This window comes from Streptomyces sp. NPDC090077, assembly GCF_044747545.1.
In the GTDB taxonomy this organism is placed as follows: domain Bacteria; phylum Actinomycetota; class Actinomycetes; order Streptomycetales; family Streptomycetaceae; genus Streptomyces.
The window spans coordinates 1-16,607 of the sequence record NZ_JBIVEG010000005.1 but is presented as its reverse complement, the minus strand read 5'-3'; the positions used below and the strand labels follow the sequence as shown (position 1 = coordinate 16,607).

The 16,607-nt window shown below is 72.5% G+C and carries 13 protein-coding genes; 6 read left to right on the top strand and 7 right to left on the bottom strand.

Annotation, left to right across the window (positions count from 1 at the left end; genetic code table 11):
- Positions 1 to 271 precede the first annotated feature (271 nt).
- The 5 genes from ACIPW5_RS10590 (at position 272) to ACIPW5_RS10570 (ending at position 7,107) form a co-directional block, all read left to right on the top strand.
- The gene (locus ACIPW5_RS10590; RefSeq protein ID WP_401243180.1) at positions 272 to 2,299 is read left to right on the top strand and encodes a hypothetical protein; all 2,028 of its coding nucleotides are present in this window, start codon (positions 272 to 274) and stop codon (positions 2,297 to 2,299) included.
- 158 nt (positions 2,300 to 2,457) lie between these two features.
- Complete coding sequence (pelF, locus tag ACIPW5_RS10585) at positions 2,458 to 4,002, top strand: GT4 family glycosyltransferase PelF (RefSeq protein WP_401243177.1); 1,545 nt, start codon at positions 2,458 to 2,460, stop codon at positions 4,000 to 4,002.
- Positions 3,999 to 5,612 (top strand): hypothetical protein, encoded by a 1,614-nt coding sequence (locus ACIPW5_RS10580; protein ID WP_401243174.1) that lies wholly within the window; start codon positions 3,999 to 4,001, stop codon positions 5,610 to 5,612. Before pelF ends, ACIPW5_RS10580 begins: the two co-directional genes overlap by 4 nt.
- Positions 5,609 to 6,283, top strand: coding sequence for a spherulation-specific family 4 protein (locus ACIPW5_RS10575; protein WP_401243173.1), 675 nt, complete (start codon positions 5,609 to 5,611; stop codon positions 6,281 to 6,283). Before ACIPW5_RS10580 ends, ACIPW5_RS10575 begins: the two co-directional genes overlap by 4 nt.
- Positions 6,280 to 7,107 (top strand): endo alpha-1,4 polygalactosaminidase, encoded by an 828-nt coding sequence (locus ACIPW5_RS10570; RefSeq protein WP_401243170.1) that lies wholly within the window; start codon positions 6,280 to 6,282, stop codon positions 7,105 to 7,107. The genes ACIPW5_RS10575 and ACIPW5_RS10570 overlap by 4 nt, the downstream gene beginning before the upstream one ends.
- Positions 7,108 to 7,695: 588 nt before the next feature.
- Here ACIPW5_RS10570 and ACIPW5_RS10565 read toward each other — a convergent pair.
- From ACIPW5_RS10565 to ACIPW5_RS10535, 7 genes are all read right to left on the bottom strand, one after another.
- Positions 7,696 to 8,238 carry a hypothetical protein gene (locus ACIPW5_RS10565; RefSeq protein WP_401243843.1) on the bottom strand — a complete coding sequence of 181 codons (543 nt, stop codon included), beginning with the start codon at positions 8,236 to 8,238 and terminating at the stop codon, positions 7,696 to 7,698.
- A 122-nt stretch (positions 8,239 to 8,360) separates the two neighbouring features.
- Positions 8,361 to 8,963 (bottom strand): hypothetical protein, encoded by a 603-nt coding sequence (locus ACIPW5_RS10560; protein WP_401243167.1) that lies wholly within the window; start codon positions 8,961 to 8,963, stop codon positions 8,361 to 8,363.
- 776 nt (positions 8,964 to 9,739) lie between these two features.
- Positions 9,740 to 10,915 carry a sensor histidine kinase gene (locus tag ACIPW5_RS10555; protein WP_401243841.1) on the bottom strand — a complete coding sequence of 392 codons (1,176 nt, stop codon included), beginning with the start codon at positions 10,913 to 10,915 and terminating at the stop codon, positions 9,740 to 9,742.
- 64 nt (positions 10,916 to 10,979) lie between these two features.
- The gene (locus ACIPW5_RS10550) at positions 10,980 to 11,717 is read right to left on the bottom strand and encodes a hypothetical protein (RefSeq protein ID WP_401243165.1); all 738 of its coding nucleotides are present in this window, start codon (positions 11,715 to 11,717) and stop codon (positions 10,980 to 10,982) included.
- Positions 11,714 to 13,597, bottom strand: a complete 1,884-nt coding sequence (locus tag ACIPW5_RS10545) for a phosphatidylglycerol lysyltransferase domain-containing protein (RefSeq protein ID WP_401243162.1) — start codon at positions 13,595 to 13,597, stop codon at positions 11,714 to 11,716. Before ACIPW5_RS10545 ends, ACIPW5_RS10550 begins: the two co-directional genes overlap by 4 nt.
- Before the next feature lie 82 nt (positions 13,598 to 13,679).
- The gene (cobT, locus tag ACIPW5_RS10540; protein WP_401243159.1) at positions 13,680 to 14,747 is read right to left on the bottom strand and encodes a nicotinate-nucleotide--dimethylbenzimidazole phosphoribosyltransferase; all 1,068 of its coding nucleotides are present in this window, start codon (positions 14,745 to 14,747) and stop codon (positions 13,680 to 13,682) included.
- A 55-nt stretch (positions 14,748 to 14,802) separates the two neighbouring features.
- On the bottom strand, positions 14,803 to 16,017 hold the full coding sequence (locus tag ACIPW5_RS10535) for a bifunctional adenosylcobinamide kinase/adenosylcobinamide-phosphate guanylyltransferase (RefSeq protein ID WP_401243156.1): 1,215 nt from the start codon (positions 16,015 to 16,017) through the stop codon (positions 14,803 to 14,805).
- Positions 16,018 to 16,201: 184 nt separating this feature from the next.
- Between ACIPW5_RS10535 and ACIPW5_RS10530 the strand changes: the two genes are divergently transcribed.
- Positions 16,202 to 16,411, top strand: coding sequence for a hypothetical protein (locus tag ACIPW5_RS10530; protein ID WP_125594516.1), 210 nt, complete (start codon positions 16,202 to 16,204; stop codon positions 16,409 to 16,411).
- Positions 16,412 to 16,607: the final 196 nt, after the last annotated feature.

Sequence of the window (16,607 nt, the reverse complement as noted above, 5' to 3'; positions counted from 1 at the left end):
GCCCGGCGGCCGCCGGAAACGAGCCTACGCGCAGGTAGTCGTCCGTACGCCACTACAAGGTTTGTCAAGTTGTTCGATCAATGCGCCATCGGGTTCACCCATCTGTGGACTCTGCTCCAGGTTTGCCCTTTAGAGCTGACGGGGTCCGAGAGACTCGCATCACTCTCGCAAGAGGACGTGGGGTCCTTTTGCATGATTTTCCACAGTGCCTCCCCGGCCCGGCTTCCGCCATGGGCCGACGTCGAGGGATGCCTGCGGGGGGAAGGCCGAAATGGTCAACAAGAACCGGATGAACAGGGCCGCCGCGGCAATGGCGGCGGCAGCCCTGATGTCCGTGGCAGTACCCGCCGCGACCGCCGAGGCGGCGGACGCGACACCGCGCATCGACCTCAAGGTCCTGGTCGTCGACGACGGCGGCAGCTCCGTCGGCGCGATCACCGCGCAGCTCAAGGACACCGGCGTCCCCTACACCAAGGTGGACCTGGCCAGTGCCGGCCGCCCCGTCATCAACGCCGCGTTCCTCGCCGACACGGTCGACGGCCGGCCCCGGGCCAAGTACCAGGGGGTCGTGCTGCCCAACGAGAACCCCTTCGGCGAGGGCTCCGCCGAGATGGCGGCGCTCGCCGCGTACGAGACGACGTACGGGATCCGCCAGGTCGACGCCTACACCTGGGCCCACCCGGGGGTCGGGCTCGAATACACCGACAACGGCGGCTTCAGCGGACAGCTCGACGGCACCCAGGCCGCCGTCACCGCCGCCGGCAAGGCCGGCCCGTTCGGCTACCTCGCAGGTCAGGTCACCTTCGAGGACAACTCCGCCATGGTTCCGGAGAGCTACGGCTTCATGGGCAAGCCGCGCACCGGCTACACCAGCTACCTCGACGCCCCCGTCGGCGGCGGCCGGGCCTCCCTCGTCGGCGAGTACACCCACGACGGACGCAGCGAACTCGTCGTCACCTTCGGCTACAACCAGTACCAGCAGCAGTTCCGGCTGCTCGCCCGCGGCATCGTCGAATGGCTCACGCAGGGCGTCCACCTCGGCCAGGAGCGCAGCTACTTCGCGGTCCACGTCGACGACGTCTTCGCCCCGGACGCCCGCTGGAGCAAGGAGCTCAACTGCACGCCCGGCGACTACGCCTGCGCGGGCGGCGAGGGCAAGGAGAGCACCATCCGGATGACCGCCGCCGACGCCCAGTACGCGGCGCAGTGGCAGACGTCCAAGAACTTCAAGCTGGACATGCTCTTCAACGCGGGCGCCGGCGAGGAGTGGAAGGCCGAGAACGGCGGCACCGACGCGCTGACCGCCCAGCTCGTCGCCGACCGCGCCAAGTACCGCTGGATGAACCACACCTACACGCACCCGTTCCTCGGCTGCACCCAGAACACCGCCGTCAGCCCCTGGACCTGCGCGAAGAACGCCCAGGGCGCCGTGACCTGGATGAGCCGCGCCGAGATCTCCGCGCAGATCCGCGACAACAACAACTGGGCCGCGTCCAAGGGCATCACCGTCGACCGCTCCGAGCTGGTCACCGGCGAGCACTCCGGCCTCAAGACCCTTCCGCAGCAGCCGCAGGACAACCCCAACCTGGCCGGCGCCCTCGCCGACAACGGGGTCAAGTGGGCGGGCAGCGACAACTCCCGCGAACCCGACCAGCGGGCCGTCGGCGCCGCCCTGACCGTCCCCCGCCACCCGATGAACGTGTACTACAACACGGGCACCAACGCGGAGATGGCCGACGAGTACAACTGGATCTACACCAGCCGCGCCCACGGCGGCAGCGGCATCTGCGAGGACAACCCGGCGACCTCCACCTGCCTGCCGGCCCCGCTCGACGTCAACACCGGCTACCTGGACTACATCGTCCCGGCCGAGGCCCGCACCGCCATGCGCCACGTGCTCGCCAACGACCCGCGCCCGCACTACGTCCACCAGGCCAACCTCGCCGAGGACCGCACCCTCTACCCGGTGCTCAACAAGGTCCTCGACACCTACCGCGGGCTCTTCGCGGCCAGCGCGCCGATCGTCAACCAGAGCATGAAGGACACCGGCGTCGAGTTCCAGCGCCGCGCGGCCTGGAACAAGGCCGTCGCCGACGGCAAGGTGACCGCCTACCGGATCGGCAAGGACGTCGTCGTCAAGGCGCCCTCCGGAGTCGTCGCCCCGGTCACCGCCCCGAACGGCACGAAGAAGCAGCTGCTCCTCGGCACCGCCGACTTCGGCACCGCCTACGCCGGCACCCGCTCCGCCTGGACGGCTCCCGAGGTGCTCCAGTCGCAGGTCACGCTCAAGCTCCTCTGACCCGCCCGCACCACCCGCACCACCCCGCGCGAGGCGTACCGCCGTACTGCCCGTACCGCCCGTACGCCCTCGCGCGGCACACGTGGCACCGAGAGCCGGCGCACCACACGCGCACCACGGGCGCCGGCCCCTTTTTCCGTCCTGGGGGGACACACCGCATGAGCCATGGGCGTCATGTCACCATGCTCACCGAAGGCACCTATCCGCACGTCCACGGCGGCGTCAGCACCTGGTGCGACCAGCTGGTACGCGGCATGCCGGAGGTCGACTTCAACGTCATAGCCCTGACCGGCTCCGGACGCGAGCCGGTCACGTGGGAGCTGCCGCGCAACGTCTACCGGCACACCGCCGTCCCGCTCTGGGGACCGCCGCCGGTCCGGACCCGCCGCACGGCCCTGCGGGGCAAGGCCCGCCGCAGCTTCACAGAAACGTACGAAACCTTCCTGCTCTCCCTGATCGACCCCGAGCACGGAGGCTTCTCCGAGGCCCTGGGAGAACTCGCCCGCCTCGCCCGCGCCGGCCGGCTCGCCCCGGCCCTGCGCTCCGAAGCCGTCCTGCGCCTGCTGATGGACGTGTGGACCCGCCCCGGCCAGGCCACCGCCACGGCCGGACCCACCATCCACGACGCGCTCACCGCCACCGACCTGCTGGAGCACGCCCTGCGCCCGCTGTCGGTCCGGATCCCGCCCGACAGCGTCGCCCACGCCGTCAGCAGCGGCCTCGCCACCCTCCCCGCCCTCGCCGCCAAACGCCTCGACGGAGTGCCCTTCCTCCTCACCGAGCACGGCATCTACCTGCGCGAGCGCTACCTCGGCTACCGCACCGCCGCCCAGCGCTGGCCCGTCAAGGCCCTCATGCTCGGCTTCTACCGCGAGCTCAACTCCGAGGGCTACCGGCAGGCCGACCTGATCACCCCCTGCAACCAGTACAACCGCCGCTGGGAAGAACGCGGGGGCGCCGACTCCGAACGGATCCGCACCGTCTACAACGGCGTCGACCCGCACGCCTTCCCCGAGGCCGGCCCCGAACCCGACGTCCCCACCCTCAGCTGGTGCGGCCGCATCGACCCGATCAAGGACCTCGAAACCCTGATCCGCGCCTACGCGCTCATGCGCGAGGAACTCCCCGCCCTGCGCCTGCGCCTCTTCGGACCCGTCCCGGCCGGCTGCGAGGACTACCAGCTCCGCCTGGAGAAACTCGCCGCCGAACTCGGCGTCACCGACGGCATCACCTACGAGGGCCGCATCGACCAGGTCGCCCAGGCCTACGCCGCCGGCTCCGTCGTCATGCTCTCCAGCATCAGCGAGGGCTTCCCCTTCAGCATCATCGAAGCCATGTCCTGCGGCCGCACCACCGTCTCCACCGACGTCGGCGGCGTCCGCGAAGCCGTCGGCGACACCGGCCTCGTCGTGCCGCCCCGCGAACCCGAGACCATGGCCCGCGCCACCCTCGCCCTCCTCCGCGACGACGCCCGCCGCGCCGAACTCGGCCGGATGTCCCGCAAGCGGGTCATCGAGAAGTTCACCCTCCACCAGTCCGTCGACGGCTTCCGGCACATCTACCGCGAACTCGCCGACCAGACGCGCGCCGGCCACCCCGTCCTCCCCCTCCGCACGGGCCAGGACTGGACCCGGCGGCTCGCCGACCCCTGGTCCAACGACCCCTGGAACAAGGAACTCGCAGCCGACGGGAGCATGTGGTGAGCGGATCCCTCTGGCTCAGGCCGCCCGGACCGGAAGGCACCTGGGTCCACCTCGGCCGCCGCCCGGCCCCCGCAGCCGGCCCGGCCCCCGCCGGCCGCACCGACACCCTGCCCGCCCTGCCCCGGCCCCGCCCCGGCGGGCCCGGGGCCCCGGCCGCCGACCCCATGGACGAACTCGCCGACCGCCTCGGCGGGTTCGCCGGCGCGGCCGTCCACCCCGACGAGATCGCCGCCATCCTCGAATCCGACGGGATGACCGACGAACACATCCGGCTCACCTACGGCCGCGAGGACTCCTTCGCCCTCGCCGAAGAGCTCTACGCCCGCGTCCCCCGCACCTTCCCCGAACCCGACCGGCTCCCCGACCCCTGGAAGGTCCCCCTCACCGCCTGCCTGCTCCGCGGGCTCATCTTCGCCCTGCCCGGCCTCGCCTACGTCCTCGGCGCCCCCCTGCTCGAAGGCCCGCCCGACCGGCTCGGACTCCCCGCCGGCACCCTGACCCTGCTCGCCGGAGCCCTCATCGGCTGGGTCTGGGACCAGAGCCTGTCCCACCGCGCCTACTCCTGGCTCGGCCTCGGCGACCGGGCCGCCGCCGGACGGACCCTGCTCGTCGGCGCCCCCGTCGGCGCCCTCCTCGGCACCGCCGCCGCCTTCGCCGTCCCCGGCGGGCCGCCGTTCTCGTACGCCTTCGCCGCCGGCCAGGCCGTCTACGTCGGCGCCGCCACCGTCCTGCTGGTGCTCGGCCGCGAACGCCTCCTGCTCGCAGCCCTCGCCCCCATGGCCGCCGGGGCCGTCCTCGCCCTGTTCACCGACCCGCCCGTACCCCTGCGCATCACCCTGCTCCTCGTCTCCCTGCTCGCCGCGTGCACCCTCGCCCTGCGGGAACTGCCGCTCGCCACCGGCGTACGGGCCGGGGTGCGCAGGATCCACCGCTGGGCGCAGCGCCGCCCGGGCGAAGGCCGCCCGGTGGGCCCGGTGCGCTGGCGGATGCTGCGCGGCGCCGAGGAGGACCACACCCGGCGCGGACCCCGCATCGGGGACTCGGTGCCCTACGGGGTGTTCGGCCTCGGCACCGGCCTGCTCGTGCTGTACGCCGCCCTGGGCGAGGTGCTCAGCGGCGGCCCCGCCGAAGCCGTCGCCGCACCCTCCGCCGTGGCCCTCACCCTCAGCATGGGCCCCGCCGAATGGCTGCTGCACCGCTTCCGCAGCGGCAGCCTCGCCGGGCTGCGGGCGGCCCGCTCACCCGGCGCGTTCTGGCGCAGGATGCTCGCCACCCTGACCCGCTGCCTCGCCCTGTACCTCGCGGTGCTGCTCGTCCTCGGCGTCACCGGCACCCTGCTGTGGCCGCACGCCCCCGGCCTGACCGGACTCCGCGTCGCCACCCTGCTGCTCCTCGGCACCGTGATGTGGACCGGGCTGCTCCTGCAGTCCTTCGGCGCGGTCCGCCCCGCCGCCGTGATCTGCTCCGGCGCGGCCTTCGCCCAGAGCCTGGCCCTGCTCGCCGGCATCGGACAGCCCCGCCTGGTCCAGCTCGCCGTCGCCGGCACCGCGGCCGCCGCCCTCGCCGTACTGGTCTGCCTGCTCCTCGGCCGGGCCACGGCACACCGATGACGAAGGGAACGAAGGAAGCCATGCTGCTGGTCCCGCTCTACGAGCACCCCGCCGACCGGCCCGAGGAGTGGGAGCGGCTCATCCGCTCCGCCGGGCAGCTGCACTCGGTGGTGCTCAACCCCGACAGCGGGCCCGGCCGGGCCCCCGACGAACGGTTCGCCGCCGTCGCCGCCCGGCTCCGCGACGCCGGCGTGCCCGTCCTCGGCTACGCCGACACCGACTACGGGAGGCGCCCGCACGCAGCCGTCGTCCAGGACCTGCTGCGCCACCGCGACTGGTACGGGGCCGACGGGGCCTTCCTCGACCAGGCCGCCGCCGACCCCGAACTCCTGCCGCACTACGGGCGGCTCGCCGTCGCGGCCCGCGCGGCGGGCGCCCGCACCCTCGTCCTCAACCACGGAGTCCACCCCCACCCCGGGTACCTGCGGCTCGCCGACCTGCTCGTCACCTTCGAAGGCCCCTGGGACGCCTACCGCGACCAGGCCGCCACCCCGCCCCCGTGGACCGCCGACCACCCCGCCGGACGGTTCTGCCACCTCGTGTACGCGGTCCCGCCGGACGCCCCCGCCGCCGAACTCGCCGCCGAACGCCGCGCCGGGGTCCACTGCGCGGTCCCCGGCACCGGAGCACACCCGTGGGGAACCCTCCCGTACGCCCTGGAGTCGGCGTGACGAAGCGTTTCGCCCCGCTGCTGGTGGCGGGCCTGCTGCTGCTCACCGCCGCCTGCACCGCCGACCCCGACGACGACGGCGAGACCCCCGCCCCCGACCGCACCTGGCCCGCCCAGAAACCGGGGGAGCGCTGGCAACCCCGCCCCGGCACGCCCTGGCAGTGGCAGCTCACCGGCACGCTGGACACCTCGGTGGACGTGCCGGTGTACGACGTCGACGGCTTCAACACGACGAAGGAGCAGGTCGCCGCCCTGAAGCAGCAGGGCCGTCGCACCATCTGCTACGTCTCCACCGGCGCCTGGGAGGACTTCCGCCCGGACGCGGCCGACTTCCCGGACTCCCTGCTCGGCAAGGGCAACGGCTGGGACGGCGAACGCTGGCTCGACGTCCGCCGCACCGCGGAGCTCGAACCGCTGATGGCGAAACGCTTCGACATGTGCCGCGACAAGGGCTTCGACGCGGTGGAGCCCGACAACATGGACGCCTACCGCAACGACTCCGGCTTCCCGCTGACCGCCGACGACCAGCTGAGGTTCAACCGGCTCATCGCGAAGCTCGCCCACGACCGGGGCCTGGCCGTCGGCCTCAAGAACGACCTCGACCAGATCCCGCAGCTGGTCGGCGACTACGACTTCGCCGTCAACGAGCAGTGCGCCGAGTACGACGAATGCGGAGACCTGGCCCCCTTCACCGAGGCGGGCAAAGCGGTCTTCCACGCGGAGTACGAACTCCCGACGTCCCGCTTCTGCCAACAGTCGAAGCGCCTCCAACTGAGCTCCCTGCAGAAGAAGCCGGACCTGGGGGCTTGGCGCAGGACGTGCTGAGGGGGGGCACGGGGGGCTCACGGCGCGGGCCCGCTATCTCCCCCTCGACCCCCGTCGGCCGGGCGGTGGCTGCCCACCCGCCTCCCTGTCTGCGGGCCGGGGGCCGGGTGGGCGGTACGCCCCCGGACGGTCTCAGAGCAGGTTGGGGGCTTCCCGTCAGTCCCATCGTCCTTCCGCGTCGTGCCGGCCTGTCAAGGGCGCTCCTTCGTCGCGTCGCTACGCGATGTCGCTTCGCTCCACCCTTGACAGGCCGACCCGCCCCGGAAAGCCGAAAGACTGCCGGGAAACCCCCAAAGAAACGGCACGGTCCAGAGGAACAGGGACGGGTCCGTCAGCGATGGGCGAGGGGCCGGGCCATGGCCGGCCCGCCAGCCGGGCCCTGGATTCTGTTTTCGGGGCCAGGGGCGCGGCTACCTGCACCAAAAGTCGCTCAGAGCACGCTACGGAGCACCCAAGCGCGACAGATCGCTACGCGCTCCTCCCGTCTCGGCGTCCGGCGACCGCCTGTGGCTGATACCTGCACCAAAAGTCGATCAGAGCAGTGCGGAAGCGCAGGGGCGCGTCAGATCGCTACGCGCTTCTCCGGTCTCAGCGTCCGGCGGCCGTCATGGGCTGGTCGAAGGCGTACGGCGTGCCTCGTTCCCACAGTTCCTCGGCATGGCCGGCGAAGCGGTCGAACATGCCCTCCTTGTTTTGCCGACGCAGATGGAACATCGGTGAGTCGTGCCCGATCACCCGAGCGAGGTGGGGCGTGACGAGGGCGTCGGAGTCGAAGCGGAAGACACTGAGGACGACATGGTTGGTGGCGTCTTCCGGAGCGCTGACGCGTACTTCCAAAGTCGTCGAAGGGCACGCAGAACGGTAGGGGTAGGAGTGGACCAACTCCCTGTCCTGCCCGACTTTCACGCGGCTGGTCACTGCTTCGGGCCAGATCATGCGCTCTTCAACTCCCAACACCCGAGCCACATCTGCACGGTTTCGAGCATGCTGCACCAGCGCGGGATCCGCTAACCAGCGGGTGGACGGAAACGAACGAGCGGTCAAGGGCGGGGTAGTGCTGACCCCACCGGACCGATTCGCCTCACTGGAAGAGCTGGTGGCTGCCTTGACTGTCGTGCCTACATCCGCGATGCCTCCGGCCGCGAGTTCACCACTGCCGCCACCAACGTCGAACCCGTCCACGACCAGCCCCGGACAGCCGTCGGCCGCAGAGGCCGGGGACGCCCGTAGCGATCTGGCGTGCGCCCAGGGCCTCATCTCACATCGTGCGCCTGCCAGTGATCGCTTTCTGCGCTCTGCGGGGCGCGGGTACGTCGATCGCGCCGCCAACCCGACACCACCTGCACGACCAGCGCGAACGCCACGGCGACCGCAAGGAGCCGAACGGTCTGCCAGGTGTTCAGGACGACCGCGTTCTGGCCGCGTCCCTCGGTGTCCAGACGCATGGAAGTCTCGTAGAAGGCGACGACCGGAATGAGAAGGCGGAAGAAGAGGCCGCCGACGCCAGGAATCCGTGCGAGGTTGCCGAGGAAGCCCACGGGTATGCCGAACACGAACGCCAACGTTCCCCACAGCAGGATGCTGGAGAGCGACCCCCCGCCCGATGCGCCGACTTCCAAGCCGGATGGGGTGGCGGGGCTGAGGTCTTTGAACAGGTAGTACGCAGCCACTCCGATGGCCAGTCCGAAAGGCGCGAGCAAGGCGGCTTCGATCTTTGACCGGCGGAAGTATCCCACCAGGAACGCGTAACAGGCCCATGACCATCCGCCGGCGAAGACGGCGTTCACGGCCACTGCGACGGGGTTGCCCCACTTCTCGGAGAGGGGGCCCAGCAGGCCGAGTCCCAGGCCGGCCACGAGTGGCCCTGCCAGCGACGCGGCGCGAGCGAGCGGAAAGCGTGCGATTTCTCTTCTCCGTCCATTCCGAACCCAAGCGGAGCCCCCCGGAATCCTTGGTTAGGGGATGGCGGCGGTCAACCTGATTCGAGACCGCGGCGACGCAACCTGGCCGATTTCCTCTCGTGCAGGTATCAGCCCCGGACGGTCGCAGGACGCCGAGGAAAGAGGAGCGCGTAGCGATCTGCTGCGCCTGACCGCTTCTCACCGTGCTCTGATCAACCTCTGGTGCAGGTATCAGCCCAAGGCGGTCGTCGGCCGCCGAGAAACGAGGAGCGCGTAGCGATCTGTTGCGCTTGGGTGCATGCCGGGCACAGGAGCAACCTCTCGTGCGGGTAGCCGCGCCCCCGGCCCTGAGCCGGAGCTCTGAGCACCCGGATGTCCGGCGTGCCGGGGCCCGGTCCCTCGCCTGATCCCTGACGGACCCGTCCCTGTTCCTCTGGACCGTGCCGTTTCTTTGGGGGTTTCCCGGCAGTCTTTCGGCTTTCCGGGGCGGGTCGGTCTGTCAAGGGTGGCCGAAGGCCATCGCGTAGCGACGCGACGAAGGAGCGCCCTTGACAGGCCGGCACGACACGGAAGGACGATGGGACTGACGGGAAGCCCCCAACCCTCCCTGAGACCGCCCGAGGGGATCCCGCTCCCCAGGCACCCACCCGCACCCGGGAGGCGGGTGGGCAGCCACCGCCCGGCGGCCGGGGGGTCGAGGGGGAGATAGTGGGCCCGGGCCGCGAGCCCCCTCACACCGGCAGGATCGCGTGCACCCTGAACCCGCCCCCGTAGCGGGGGCCCGCGAAGCAGGAGCCGCCGAGGGCGCCCGTGCGTTCGCGCATGCCGAGGAGGCCGTGGCCGCCGCCCGGGTCGCCCTGGGCCGGGGCGGAGTCCGCCGAGTCGCCGCCGTCGTCCAGTACGGTCACCTCCACCGAGGCCCCGACCCGGACCACGCTGACCTCGGCCTGTGCTCCGGGGCCCGCGTGCTTGCGGACGTTGGTCAGGGCCTCCTGGATGACCCGGTACGCCGCCAGGTCCACGGCGGCGGGCAGCGGGGCCGTCCCCGTGCCGACCTGGACGGTGGCCGCCACCGGCAGGCCGGCGTGCCGGAAGGTGTCCAGCAGTTCGTCGAGCAGGGCCAGTCCCGGCGCGGGTTCGGTCGGGGCCTCGGGGTCGCCGGACTGGCGCAGCAGGCCCACCGTGGCGCGCAGTTCGTTCAGCGCGCTGCGGCTGGCGTCCCGTACGTGGGCGAGGGCTTCCTTCGCCTGGTCGGGCCGCTTGTCCATGACGTGCGCGGCCACCCCGGCCTGGACGTTGACCAGGGCGATGTGGTGGGCCACCACGTCGTGCAAGTCCCGGGCGATGCGCAGCCGCTCCTCGGCGACGCGCCGCCGGGCCTCCTCCTCGCGGGTCCGTTCGGCGCGTTCGGCGCGTTCCCGTATGGCGTCGACGAAGGCCCGCCGGCTGCGTACCGCGTCTCCGGCGGCGGCGGCCATGCCGGTCCAGGCGAAGATGCCGATGTTCTCCTGCGCGTACCAGGGCAGCGGGCCGGCCAGCATGGCCACCCCGGTGAGCCCGGCCATCGTCAGCAGTCCGATCCGCCAGGTGGTGGGCCGGTCGGTGAGGGCGGCCACCGTGTACAGGGCGATCACCGCGCTCATCGCGACGGGTGCCCGCGGTTCCCCGGTGGTCAGTTCCAGCAGGGCGAGTCCGCAGGTGACGGCGAGTACGGTGCGGGGCCGGCGGCGGCGCAGGACGAGGGCGGCTGCGCCGAGCAGCATCAGCAGCAGGGAGAAGGCTTCGGGGGTGCGGGTGCCGAAGGTCGGGCCGTGGGGGCCGTGCGGGTCGGCGAAGGAGCCGACGACCATGGAGACCAGTGCCCCGAACGCGAGCACGGCATCGGTGGCGAGCGGATGCGCCCGCATCCACAGCCGGGTGGCGGTGAAGGGCCCGAGGTCTGTCGTCACCCGGATACGGTACGGGCTCGTACTAGAGCCGCGCGGATCCCGGGGGTGCGGGGGAGGACGGGGGCGCGGGCGGCCGGGGTCCCAGGGGGGTCCGTGAGCGGGCGGGCCCCCATCGGGCGCGGACCACGCACACGGCCATGACGGCGGCGATGGCCGCCAGGTGCTCCTTGCCGGCGAGGTTGTTCTTGACGAGCACCTCGCCGATCATCACGAGGATCACCAGGGCCCCGGTGAGGTAGGCCCGGTAGCGCCAGCACACGTAGATCGCGAGGCCGACGACGGCCGCCGACGGCCCGGTGTCGTTGACGATGCGGTCGGACACCGGCAGGCCGAAGGGGTGGTCGGGGCCGAGGGAGAGCCCGATGCGGGCGTACGTGGTGCCGGCGAGGGTGGCGACGTAGCCGATGAGCAGGGTGCGCCACCAGCCGATGCAGATCTCGGCGATGCCGAAGACGAGCAGGATCTGCGCGAGCGCCCCCCACACGGGCAGGTCGAGGGCGGGGACGAAGAGGGAGAGCGGGGTCCGCAGCAGCGCGAGCCACAGCGGGTCGGCGGCTTTGACGGACCCGAGGTCCTGTACGGGCTGGAAGCCCCAGGAGGTGTTCTGGACGATCTGGAAGACGGAGGTCAGGGCGACCGCCCCGAGGGTCATCGGGACGGCCCGCCATCTGTCGCGGACGAGTGCGTCCCGCACGGTCAGCAGCAGCGGGCCCCATTCACGGCGGGCGAACTGCCGGACCTCCGTCTTCCACGACGTCAACGAATCGTCTCCAGGTGTTTGCGGTGCAGCCACTTGGGCAGGCCGGGTGCTTCCAGGAAGCCCTCGGCCCGGCCGGCGGCGATTCCGATCCGCAGCAGGTCCGAACTCTTCTCGAAGAGCATGAACCGCGGTTCCCAGATCGGCCGGTATTTGGCGTTGGCCCGGTAGAGGGACTCGATCTGCCACCAGCGGGAGAAGAAGCTCAGCAGCGAGCGCCACATGCGCAGCACCGGACCCGCGCCGAGCTTGGACCCCCGCTCGAAGACGGAACGGAACATCGCGAAGTTGAGCGAGACCTGTGTGACGCCGATCTCCTTCGAGCGCTCCAGCAGCTCGATGACCATGAACTCCATGAGCCCGTTCTCGGAGTCCCGGTCGCGGCGCATCAGGTCCAGGGACAGGCCCTTGGGGCCCCACGGCACGAAGGAGAGCACGGCGCGCAGGTCGCCGTTGCCGTCGGTGCACTCCAGCATCACGCACTGGCCGTCGTCGGGGTCGCCGAGGCGGCCCAGGGCCATGGAGAAGCCGCGTTCGGTCGCGCCGTCGCGCCAGTCGTCGGCGCGTTCCAGCAGGACGGCCATCTCGTCGGCGGGGATGTCGGCGTGGCGGCGGATGCGGACGGTGTAGCCGGCCCGCTTGACGCGGTTGTAGGCCTGCCGGACGGTGCGCATGGCGCGGCCCTCCAGCGTGAACTCGTCGGTCTCGACGATGGCCTCGTCGCCCAGTTCCAGGGCGTCGAGGCCGTGCCGGGCGTAGATCTGCCCGGCTTCCTCGCTGGCGCCCATGACGGCGGGCACCCAGCCGTGCTCGCGGGCCTCGGCCAGCCAGGGCTCGATCGCGCCGGGCCAGGCCTCGGGGTCGCCGATGGGGTCGCCGGAGGCGAGCGATACCCCGCCGACGACGCGGTAGGTGACGGCGGCCTTGCCGGTCGGGGACCAGATGACGGACTTCTCGCGGCGCAGCGCGAAGTAGCCGAGCGAGTCGCGGTCGCCCTGCTTGGCGAGGAGGGCGCGCAGCTTCTCCTCGTCCTCGGGGGTGATGGGGTCGACGGCGCGCCGCGAGCGGAAGGCCGCGAACAGCACGGCGAGCAGCAGCAGCATCGACATCACGTTGATGAAGACGTCCACCCAGGCGGGGGTGGTGATCGCGTTGTACGCCTTGTCGTCGGGGGCCAGCGTGATCAGGCGCATCACGCCGTACCGCCAGCGGGCGAGGAACGTGGCGTCGGCGCGGTCGGCGTCGGTGTTGGTGGCGCCGACGAGCAGGGCGGCGATCAGCGAGGTGAGCAGCAGGCCGACGGCTGCCACCGCGGTGGCGAGCTTGGGGTTGGAGCGGTCGCCCTTGGCGTAGAACTCGTGGCGGCCCAGCAGCAGGGCGCCGACGAAGGCCGCGGTCAGGGCGAGCGAGACCCAGTTCTGGGCGTGCTGGCGGAACTCCGGGTAGCACATGCTGAGTTCGCCGCTGGTGCAGGGCGCGAAGGCGGCGACCGCGAAGGCGAGCAGCAGCATGCCGCTGACCACCAGGTTCAGGATCCAGGCGGCCCGCTTGCGGCGGCCCATCGTGACCGCGAGCAGCAGCGAGAACAGCCCGGAGGCGAAGCCGGCCGTCAGCAGGTACGGGGTGTAGAAGTCGGCGGTGTTGTGCCGGCGCAGGTCCTGGCCGAGCGAGAGCCACACCGCGCTGAGGAAGTTGACGAAGGTGACGATCCGCAGGTACCAGACCGCGAAGGCGGCACTGCGCCGCGACCGGGGAGTGCCCCTGCGGCTCTCCGGCTTCGCGGCCGCTTCCCCTCCTTGCTCCTTCTTGTTGTTGGAACCCTTGCCGGAAGCCTGATCGGGGCTCCGGTCGGTTTCTACGCTGGTCAAGCGGACCTCTCCCATGAAAAGCGATGATATGGGGCGTCACCGGTCCGCAGTGCAGTGCGAGCACTGCGGACTGGTCAGGCCCGTAGTGCCCGGTGTCTCAGTCCGTCGGCTGTTCCGCAGCCGCCCTCGCCGGGAGTTCCGCCGCGAGTGCGGCGGCCGCCTGGACCAGGGGGAGCGCCAGCAGGGCCCCGGTTCCTTCCCCTACTGTGACGCCGTGGTCGAGCACCGGGTTGAGTGCCATCCGGTCCAGGGCCTTCGCCTGGCCCGGTTCCCCGCTGGACTGTCCGGCCAGCCACCAGTCGGGGGCGCGGAAGGCGGCCCGCTGGGCCACCAGTCCGCAGGCCGCCGAGACGACCCCGTCGAGGATGACCGGCGTGCGGCGCACCGCGCTCTGGAGCAGGAAGCCGGTGATCGCGGCGACGTCCGCGCCGCCGACCGCGGCCAGCAGCGCCAGCTGGTCGCCGAGCACCGGGCGGGCCCGGCGCAGCGAGTCGCGGATGGCGGCGCACTTGCGCATCCAGGCGAGGTCGTCGATCGGCTGCCCGCCGCGGCCGGTGACCACGGACGCGTCCGTCCCGCAGAGCGCGGCCACCAGGGTGGCCGCCACGGTGGTGCCGCCCACGCTCAGGTCGCCGAGGACGACGAGGTCGGTACCGGAGTCGGCCTCCTCGTCGGCGATCTGGATGCCGAGCCGCAGCGCGTCCTCGGCCTCCTCGGCCGTCAGCGCGTCCTCGATGTCGATCCGGCCGCTGCCGCGCCGTACGCGGTGCCGTACCACGTCCTCGGGCAGCAGCCCGGGGTCGCAGTCCAGGCCCGCGTCCACGACGCGGACGCCCGCGCCGAACCGGCCGGCCAGCACGGAGACCGGGCTGGTCCCGTCGAGCACGGCGCGCACCAGCTCGTGGGCGCTGCCCGCGGGCCGGGCGGAGACGCCCTGGGCGGCGATCCCGTGGTCGGCGGCGAACAGCACGACGCGGGGCTGCCGGATCGGCGTGACCGGGACCCGGCCCTGCGCGGCGGCCAGCCATTCGGCGAGCTCGTCGAGCCGGCCCAGGGCGCCGGGCGGCACGGCCAGCCGCTCACGACGCTCCTCGGCGTCACGCCGGACGCCCCCGTCGGGGCGTTCGATCAGATCGGAGAAGTCGTCGAGATTCAGCGTGGTCATCTGCCAGAGATTACAGCCGCCCGGGCCCTGCCCCGGGGGGTGTACCGGCTCCACTTCAGCCCGGCTGTCCCTTGAGGACGAGCGCCTGCCCCGCGACCACCAGGAGTACGTGCTCGCACTCGCCCGCGACCGCGTTGTTGAGGCGTCCGAGTTCGTCGCGGAACCGCCGCCCGGACGCCGTCGCGGGCACCACTCCGGCCCCCACCTCGTTGCTCACCAGCACCACCGGGCGGCGGGTGGCGCGGACCGCGGCGACCAGCTCGTCGGCCCGCGCGCGCAGCTGCTTGCGGCCCTCGGCGGCCCATACGGCGTCGTCCCAGGCGCCGGCCCGGTCCATGGCGTCGGTGAGCCAGAGGGCGAGGCAGTCGATCAGCAGCGGCGGGCCGGCCCCTTCCAACAGCGGCACCAGCTCGCAGGTCTCCACCGTCCGCCAGGTGGCCGGGCGCCGCTCCCGGTGGAGGCCGACCCGGTGGGCCCAGTCCGCGTCGCCGTCGCGGGTGCCGCCGGTGGCGACGTAGACCACCTCGGGGAAGGCGGCCAGCCGCCGCTCGGCCTCGAAGGACTTCCCGGAGCGGGCCCCGCCCAGCACCAGGGTGCGGCGCGGCACGTCCGGCAGCGCGCGGTACTCGCCCGCCGCCACCGTGGTGCCGTCCGGAACGGTCCGCGCCCCGGCCGCGGCGCACCGGCGCTCCAGCTCCGGGCCCGGCGGGGTGTCGTGGTCCAGGTGCACGGCGATCACGTCGGTGGCCGGGCCGACGGCGCCGCTCGCGCGCAGCCGGGCCAGCGCCTCGGGCCGGCCGAGCACGTCCGCGAGGACCAGGTCGTACGGGCGCTGCACGTCCCCGTTGCCGGTTCCGGCCGGGGCGCCGCCCGGCGGGAGGTACAGCAGCCGGGCGCCGTCGGGGCCGGTGACCTCGTACCCGGTGCCGGGGGCGTCCATCGGCACGGCCCGCACCCGGTGCCCGCTGATCACCGACAGCTCCCGGCCGTCGGGGACCCGCCCGGCGGCGGGCAGCCCGGGCGGCAGCTCGACGGGGGGCCCGTCGTGCGGGTGCGTCAGCAGCACCTGCCGTACGCCGGCCAGCGAATGCCCCGCTCGGGCCCCGGCGAGCACCGCCCCGGGGACCAGGTCGAGCAGCAGCGCCCCGTCGACGAGGACGGAGGTCGCGCCGCGCGACCACCCGCCCACGGAGACCGCGCAGGCGGCGCAGGGACAGCCGGGGCGGGGCAGTCCTTCAGGGGTACCGGTGCCGAGCAGAGTGAGTTCCACACAGAGATCCTCCCGCGTCGCCGGGAGTGGTGCGCGCCCGGCCGGTGCCGGGACCCCTCCCGGGGTGATCCGGTGATCGTGGCGGGAATCTCCTCCCCGGGGGAGGAACGGAGGTCGATCTGCGGGCAGACTCATGGCGAGAAGCGTGAGATCGCGGACGAGCAGACGAGCAACGGAGGCGGACATGGCGTGGACGTGGCGGTTCGAGGCGGCCGACGGCAGCGAGGTGGCCCCGGCGGTGGAGCCGGAGGAGTTCACCACGCAGGGGGACGCGGAGTCCTGGATCGGCGAGGTCTGGAAGGAGCTGCTGGACGGCGGGGCGGAGAAGGTGACCCTCTTCGAGGACGGCACGCAGATCTACCCGATGAGCCTGCGGGCGGCCACTGAGGCCTGAGCCCTGAGCCCTGGCCGGGCGGGGTTCGGGTGGCCGGGGCCGGGGCCGGTGGGCGGGTGCGGGTGCGTTGCCGCTGCGCGGTGCTGGGTCCCCTACCCGCCCTTCGCCCGTTCCCTGGGGGCTCCGCCCCCAGACCCCCGCGCCTCAAACGCCGGCGAGGCTATAGATAGCCGCGCCGGCGTTTGAGCCGCGGGCG

Coding starts and splice junctions, on each gene's coding strand:
- ACIPW5_RS10590 (WP_401243180.1), top strand. CDS start 272: ATGGTCAACAAGAACCGGATGAACAGGGCCGCCGCGGCAATGGCGGCG.
- pelF (WP_401243177.1), top strand. CDS start 2,458: ATGAGCCATGGGCGTCATGTCACCATGCTCACCGAAGGCACCTATCCG.
- ACIPW5_RS10575 (WP_401243173.1), top strand. CDS start 5,609: ATGACGAAGGGAACGAAGGAAGCCATGCTGCTGGTCCCGCTCTACGAG.
- ACIPW5_RS10555 (WP_401243841.1), bottom strand. CDS start 10,915: ATGCGGGCGCATCCGCTCGCCACCGATGCCGTGCTCGCGTTCGGGGCA.
- ACIPW5_RS10545 (WP_401243162.1), bottom strand. CDS start 13,597: ATGGGAGAGGTCCGCTTGACCAGCGTAGAAACCGACCGGAGCCCCGAT.
- cobT (WP_401243159.1), bottom strand. CDS start 14,747: ATGACCACGCTGAATCTCGACGACTTCTCCGATCTGATCGAACGCCCC.
- ACIPW5_RS10530 (WP_125594516.1), top strand. CDS start 16,202: ATGGCGTGGACGTGGCGGTTCGAGGCGGCCGACGGCAGCGAGGTGGCC.